This is a genomic window from Streptomyces sp. NPDC096040 (assembly GCF_040303265.1).
GTDB lineage: Bacteria > Actinomycetota > Actinomycetes > Streptomycetales > Streptomycetaceae > Streptomyces.
The window spans coordinates 181945-188813 of record NZ_JBEOTA010000011.1 but is presented as its reverse complement, the minus strand read 5'-3'; the positions used below and the strand labels follow the sequence as shown (position 1 = coordinate 188813).

Genomic DNA, 6869 nt, shown 5'->3' with positions numbered 1-6869 from the left:
CCGATGACCACTCCCGAATCCGCAAGCTCCGACATCTCCGACGTGCTCCCTGCTGAGGGCGCGCCGGAAGGCGCCACATCTCCCCGCGAGTTCCCCATCCGGCGGGGCTGTCCTTTCGCGGCGCCCGAGGAGTACGACGTGCTGCGCGCCAAAGACCCGGTGGCCCGCGTGACACTGCCGACCAAGCGCGAAGCCTGGGTGGTGAGCCGCTACGACGACGTGCGTGAGCTGCTGTCGGATCCGCGCATCAGCGCTGACATCCGCCGTCCGAACTTCCCCGCGCTCGGTGAGGGGGAGCAGGAGGCCGGAGCCAGGTTCCGTCCCTTCATCCGCACCGACGCCCCCGAGCACACCCGCTACCGACGGATGCTGCTGCCGGAGTTCACGGTGCGCCGGACGCGCGCGATGCGGCCCGCCGTGCAGGCGCGCGTGGACGAGGTCCTGGACGACATGCTCGCGGCCCAGGGACCGGTCAACTTCGTGTCCGTTTACGCCAACGCCGTGTCCACCTCGGTGATCTGCGAACTGCTCGGCATCCCCCGGGAGAACCTGGAGTTCTTCCGGGACGTCACCCGGATCTCCGGCTCCCGTCACAGCACCGCCGAGCAGGTCTCCGAAGCGCTGGGCGGTCTCTTCGGTCTGATAGCCGACCTGGTGGCCGAACGACAGGAGGAACCCCGTGACGACCTGATCTCCAAGCTCGTGGCGGACCACCTGAACACCGGCAACATCGCACTCAACGAACTGCTCTCCACGATCGGCATCACCATCAACGCCGGCCGCGAGACCAGCACCAGCATGATCGCGCTGAGCACCCTGCTCCTCCTGGACCGACCGGACCTGATGGAGGAACTGCGCGGGGACCCCTCGCTCATGCCCGCCGCCGTCGACGAACTCCTGCGCGTCCTGTCCGTCGCCGACTCCATCCCCCTGCGGGTCGCCACGGAGGACATCGAGCTCTCCGGCCGGGTCATTCCCGCGGACGACGGTGTCATCGCCCTTCTCGCCGGGGCCAACCACGACCCCGAACAGTTCGACCACCCGGAACAGGTCGACTTCCACCGGACGGACAACCACCACGTCGCGTTCGGCTACGGCGTGCACCAGTGCGTCGGGCAGCACCTGGCGCGGCTCGAACTGGAGGTCGCCCTGGAGACGCTCATCCGCCGCGTGCCCACACTTCGGCTCGCAGGGGACCGTGAGCAGGTCGCGTTCAAGCACGACTCGGCCACCTTCGGCCTCGAAGAGCTGATGGTGACCTGGTGACCGCCGCCTCTGTGCCGAACGCGTCCTCCCGCACCGGTGTAGAGGGTCGCCGTGCCCGGCGTACCGACAGCCCGTGGATCAGGCGTTGGAGCGACGGGGCCGTCGCCCGGCTCACGCTGATCTGCCTTCCGCACGCGGGCGGCAGCGCGAGCTTCTACCGGTCCTGGGCCGCGCTGCTGCCACCTGAGGTGGAGTTGCTCGGCGTCCAGTACCCGGGCCGCGAGGACCGCTTCGAAGACCCGATGATCGACAGCATGGGTGAGCTGGTGACGGCTCTCGCGGAGGGTCTCGTGCCCCTGCTCGACCGGCCGTACGCCCTGTTCGGGCACAGCATGGGATCCGCGATCGCCTGGGAACTCGCCCATGAGCTGGACCGCCGCGGGGCACCCGGCCCGCGGCGGCTCTTCGCCTCCGGCCGCGCGGCTCCCGGCACGGCGGTGGTCGCTGACGTGCACCGCCAAGGCGACGACGTGCTCCGCGCCGAACTGCAACGGCTGGGCGGTACCAGCCGTGAGGTGCTCGACGACCCCGGGCTGCGCGCCCTGATCCTCGGGACCGTACGCAACGACTACCGGCTCATCGAGACGTACCGGCCTGCCCAACGGCCGCCGTTGCACTGCCCGATCCATGTGCTGACCGGCAGCACGGACCCCGAACTCGGCGAGGAGCGCAGCCGCGACCGGGCCGGCGGCTGGGCGGATCTCACGACCGCCCGCACCGAGGTACGGACCTTCCCGGGCGACCACTTCTACCTCACCCCGCAACGCCGTGAGGTCGTCGCCACCGTCCTGCGCCGGATGGACCCCTCGCTGACCACAGGCGGGCACACGTGGCCGAGCACCCCCTGAGCCGCCGTCCACCGGTGGCACGAACGCAGCCCGCACGCCCTGCCGCGTACGCATGGAGATCTCTGTGATCGACTACTACTCGACTTCGGCCGAGTTCTACGAGCTGGTCGCCACCCGGCACACCGCCAGCAGCGGACCGCCGCTCAGCCGCGTCCTCAAGGGTGTCGACGTCTCGCACGGCCCGGTGCTGGAGATCGGCGCGGGTACCGGACGCGTGACCGAAGTCATCGCCTCCGCACTGCCCGAGGCCGAGATCATCGCCGCGGAACCCTCGGCCACGATGCGCGCCATGCTCACCTCCAGGGTGGCCCGCGACCCCGACCTGCGGCGCCGGGTGACCGTGGTCGACGGCGCGGCACAGGACCTTCCGCTGCCCGAACGGCTCTCGGCCGTGGTCATCTTCGGAGTGGCGGGTCACCTCACCGTCGCCGAACGCGTGGCGCTCTGGAAACGTCTCGCCGCCTGCCTGCCCGACGGCGCGCCCATCGTCGTGGAACTGATGGGTGTCTCCTCGCCACGCACCATCCCACCGGTGATGTCCCTCAAAGAGACCATCGGCCGCCAGACGTACGAGTGGTGGATCGGCGGCGAACCCACCGAGGGCGACGCCATGCGGTTCACCACCACCTGGAAGGTCCTGCGGGACGGCCGCACCGTGCGTGAGGTCGCCGACAGCTACGTCTGGCACACCTTCGACGTCGCCCAGCTCGCCCGAGAAGCGGGCATGACCAGCCGCCGCGTCACCGAGGCGGGCGGTCGCCCCATCCCGGAAATCGGAGTCCTCGTCAATTGAATCCTCACCTCCGTGAACGGAGGTGATTCCTGGCTCACGCTGCCTCTCGGACCGGCGGTCCATCAGGTCTTCCACGATCGACACCAGCCGGGTTGAAACCAGCCCAGGCAGCTCACCTGCTGCAAGGTCACACAACTTCAAGGAGACTCCGCGTGCTTGGCTCTCGCGACGCATCGTCTGCAACTCACGCTACCCATACGCCGGTCCGCCCCAGGGGCGAACCGGCCTTTCCTGCCCTGCTGCGCAGGTGTTCGATTCTGCCCCGGCCTGAAGGCCAGGGCGTCCTCGGAGGGATCCGGTGAAGTCACAACCGTCCGAGCGGGGCACGGACTTGACATCCCCCGCCGCGCCGGCCACGGCACCCCCGCCACCGTTGCGCGGACTGCTGGAGCCGGTCCGCGGGCCACTCGCGCTCGCCGTGGGCCTCCAGGCCGTCGCCGCTCTCGCCGGCGTGGTTCCGTTCATCGCCGTCTCCCGCATCGCGAACCGCCTCACCGCAGGCTCCCGCGCCGGTGGCGACGGCCTGTGGCCGCTGGTCACGCTCGCCTGCGCGGCGGGCCTGCTCGCCCTGGTGTGCGGCACGGCGGCCGGCGCCGTCGGCCACCTGGCCGACAACGACCTTCAGCTCACGCTCCGCCGCCGGCTCGCCCGGCACGTCGGGCGGCTGCCGCTCGGCTGGATCACCACCAAGGGTTCCGGCGAGGTCAAGCAGGCGGTGCAGGACGACGTACGGGCTCTGCACACGCTGGTCGCCCACACCCTGCTCGATGTCGTCGCCGTGCTCACCGCACCGGTGCTGGCACTGGTCTACCTGTTCACCGTCGACTGGCGCCTGGCCCTGATCAGCGTGCTGCCGCTGGCCCTCGGCGTGTTCCTGTTCAGCAGGGCCATGTCGGGTGCGGCCGCGCAGATGGCCGAGTTCGGAGCCGCGCTGGGCCGTATCTCCTCCGCCGCCGTGGAGTTCGCGGGCGGAATCGCCGTCCTGAAGACCTTCGGACGCGGGCGCAAGGCCCATGAGCGGTTCCTCAACGCCACCGAAGGATTCGCCGACTTCTTCTCCCGCTGGGTACGGGCCACCGTGGTCACCTCCACAGCGGCCGTACTGGTGGTCTCGCCGGCCGTCGTGCTACTGCTCCTTTCAGTGGTGGGCGCGGTGTTCGTCACCAACGGCCTGATCACCGGCGCCCAGTTCGTGCCCTTCCTGCTGCTCGGCCCGGCCGTCGCCGCCCCCATGGGCGTGGTCGGTCCCCGCATCCAGCAGATCCGGGCCGGCCAGGCGGCCGCCGTCCGTATCTCCGCGCTGCTGGACACAGCCGTCCTGCCGGAGTCCACGACGCCCGCCGTGCCCGACGGCCACGACGTCTCCCTGCGCGGTGTGTCCTTCTCCTACGACGACGGCCGTACCGACGCGCTCAGCGGCATCGACCTCGACCTGCCCCCCGGTACGGTCACCGCGCTCGTCGGTCCCTCCGGGTCGGGCAAGTCCACACTCGCTTCGTTGCTGCTCCGCTTCCATGACGTCACCACCGGCACGGTCACCGTCGGCGGCGTCGATGTCCGGGACGTCCCCGCGGCCGAGCTGTATCGCCGCGTCGGCTTCGTCCTCCAGGACGTGCGGCTGCTGCGGGCGAGCGTCGCCGACAACATCCGCCTGGGCCGCCCCGAGGCCACCGACGACGAAGTGGAGCGGTGTGCCCGCGCCGCCCGGATCCACGACCGCGTCACGGCCCTGCCCGACGGATACGCGACCGAGGTCGGCACGGGCGTCACCCTGTCCGGGGGAGAGGCGCAGCGCCTCTCGATCGCACGGGCGCTGCTCGCCGACGCCCCCGTCCTCGTCCTGGACGAGGCCACCGCGTACGCCGACCCGAACTCAGAGGCACTGATCCAGGACGCGCTGTCCGCCCTCGCCAGCAACCGCACCCTGCTGGTCATCGCGCACCGGTTGGCGACCATCCGCACCGCCGACCGGATCGTGGCCCTCGACGGCGGACGCATCACCGAACAGGGCCGCCACGACGACCTGTTGGCCGCCGACGGCCTCTACGCCCGCCTGTGGGAAGCCCAGCAGGAGGCACTGCCGGTCCCGTCCGACGGCGTTCCCCGCCAGAACACCGCCCGTCCGGTCGCGGGCGGGACCCGGGACGACATCCGAGAGGGAAGCTCACGATGATCCGCCAGCTCTACCGCGTCCTCGGCCCCGACGGTGCACGTCCGCTGAACCGCCTGCTCGTCCTCCTGGCCGGCGCGGCCGTCCTCCAGGGCGTCGCCTTCGCCCTCCTGGTGCCCGTACTGCGCGCACTGCTCAGCGAGCATCCGAGCCACGTGTGGCCCTGGCTGACCGCACTCATCGGCTCCTCGCTCGGCTACGCGGTACTGCACGCTGCCGCTCTCAGCGGCGGCTTCACCGTCGGCTCGCAGCTCTCCCGGGTACTGCACCGCCGTCTGGCGGACCGGGCGCTGGACCTGCCGCTCGGCTGGTTCACCGCCGGCCGGGCGGCCGAGTTCAGCCGGCTGGCCGGACAGAACGTCATCCAGGTGATGAACATGCCGGCCCACCTGCTGCGGCCGTTCGTCAGCTCACTGCTGACCCCTGTCACCCTCGTGGTCGCGACGTTCTTCTTCGATGTGCGGACGGCACTCGTGCTGCTGGTCTGCGCTCCCGTGCTGTTCGCCGTGCACCTGGCGAGCACCGCGGTGATGCGCCGGCTCGACCAGGGCCGGGACGGGGCGATCGGCGAAGCCGCCGACCGGGTCCTGGAGTTCGCGCAGAACCAGCCGGTCCTGCGGGCCTTCGGGCGCACGGTGGAAGGCTACGGGGCGTTGGACGACGCCCTGGTCGCGGAGGCACGCGCGGACCGCCGGCTCATCGTCCGTGGACTGCCCGGTCTGGTCTCCTTCGCCTTCACCACCCGGCTGGTGTTCGCCCTGCTGCTGGCGCTGGGCGTGTCCTGGGAACTGGACGGTTCGCTCACCGTCCCCACCCTGCTGGCACTCCTGGTGCTGCTGGTCCGGCTGATCGACAGCCTCTCGGGAGCCGCGGACGTCGGCGCCGGTATGCGCATCGCCCGCAACAGCCTGGAACGGCTCGGCGCGGTCCTGGACGAGACCCCGTTTCCCCAGCCCGCCGAGCCCAAGGTGCCTCAGGGCGCGAGCGTGGAGTTCACGGGTGTCGGCTTCCGGTACGACACCGGGGGAACCGGTCGGCCGGACGCGGAACCCACGCCCCCGGTACTCAACGGCCTGACCTTCCGTCTGCCGGAGCGCAGCATGACCGCCCTGGTCGGCCCCTCCGGCGCCGGCAAGACCACGGTCGCCAGACTGCTCGCCCGCTTCTGGGACACCACCGACGGTACCGTCCGGATCGGAGGCGTCGATGTACGTGACGTCGCTCCCGAGGAACTGGCCGCCCATGTCTCCCTGGTCTTCCAGGACGTCTACCTCTTCGAGGGCACGATCGAGGAGAACGTCCGGATCGGCGCCCCCGGCGCCGGCCCCGAGGAACTGCGCAGGGCTGCCGCACTCTCCGGACTGGATCGTGTGATCGAGGTACTGCCCGACGGATGGGCCACGAGGGTGGGGGAGGGCGGCACGAGGCTCTCCGGAGGGCAGCGCCAACGCGTGTCCATCGCCCGTGCCCTCCTCAAGGACACCCCGATCCTCGTCCTCGACGAGGCCACCGCCGCCCTGGACCAGGAGAACGAGGCTCTGCTCGCCGAGACCGTCCGCACTCTCGCCGACCGGAAGACGCTGCTGGTCATCGCGCACCGCCTCAGCACCGTCGTGTCGGCCGACCAGATCCTCGTCCTTGAGGACGGCGAGATCACCGAGCGCGGCACGCACGCCGAGCTGGTCACGGCGGGTGGTACGTACTCCTCCTTCTGGGAACAGCGAGCGCACGCACAAGGCTGGCGGCTGGAAGCGGCACGCCCATGACCCGGGACCGGGTGCGCGCGACCGTC

The 6869-nt window shown here is 70.8% G+C and carries 5 protein-coding genes; all 5 read left to right on the top strand.

The window, feature by feature from the left end; translation table 11 throughout:
• The first annotated feature begins 3 nt into the window (after positions 1-3).
• The 5 genes from ABTY98_RS17310 (at position 4) to ABTY98_RS17290 (ending at position 6843) form a co-directional block, all read left to right on the top strand.
• Positions 4-1266, top strand: a complete 1263-nt coding sequence (locus tag ABTY98_RS17310; protein ID WP_352221754.1) for a cytochrome P450 — start codon at positions 4-6, stop codon at positions 1264-1266.
• A complete protein-coding gene (locus ABTY98_RS17305; protein WP_352221753.1) occupies positions 1263-2114 on the top strand; it encodes a thioesterase II family protein in 852 nt (283 codons plus the stop codon). Before ABTY98_RS17310 ends, ABTY98_RS17305 begins: the two co-directional genes overlap by 4 nt.
• A 64-nt stretch (positions 2115-2178) precedes the next feature.
• Positions 2179-2907 (top strand): class I SAM-dependent methyltransferase, encoded by a 729-nt coding sequence (locus ABTY98_RS17300; protein ID WP_352221847.1) that lies wholly within the window; start codon positions 2179-2181, stop codon positions 2905-2907.
• 298 nt (positions 2908-3205) lie between these two features.
• A complete protein-coding gene (locus tag ABTY98_RS17295; protein ID WP_502994249.1) occupies positions 3206-5080 on the top strand; it encodes an ABC transporter ATP-binding protein in 1875 nt (624 codons plus the stop codon).
• Positions 5077-6843, top strand: a complete 1767-nt coding sequence (locus ABTY98_RS17290; protein ID WP_352221751.1) for an ABC transporter ATP-binding protein — start codon at positions 5077-5079, stop codon at positions 6841-6843. Before ABTY98_RS17295 ends, ABTY98_RS17290 begins: the two co-directional genes overlap by 4 nt.
• The last annotated feature ends 26 nt before the right edge of the window (positions 6844-6869 follow it).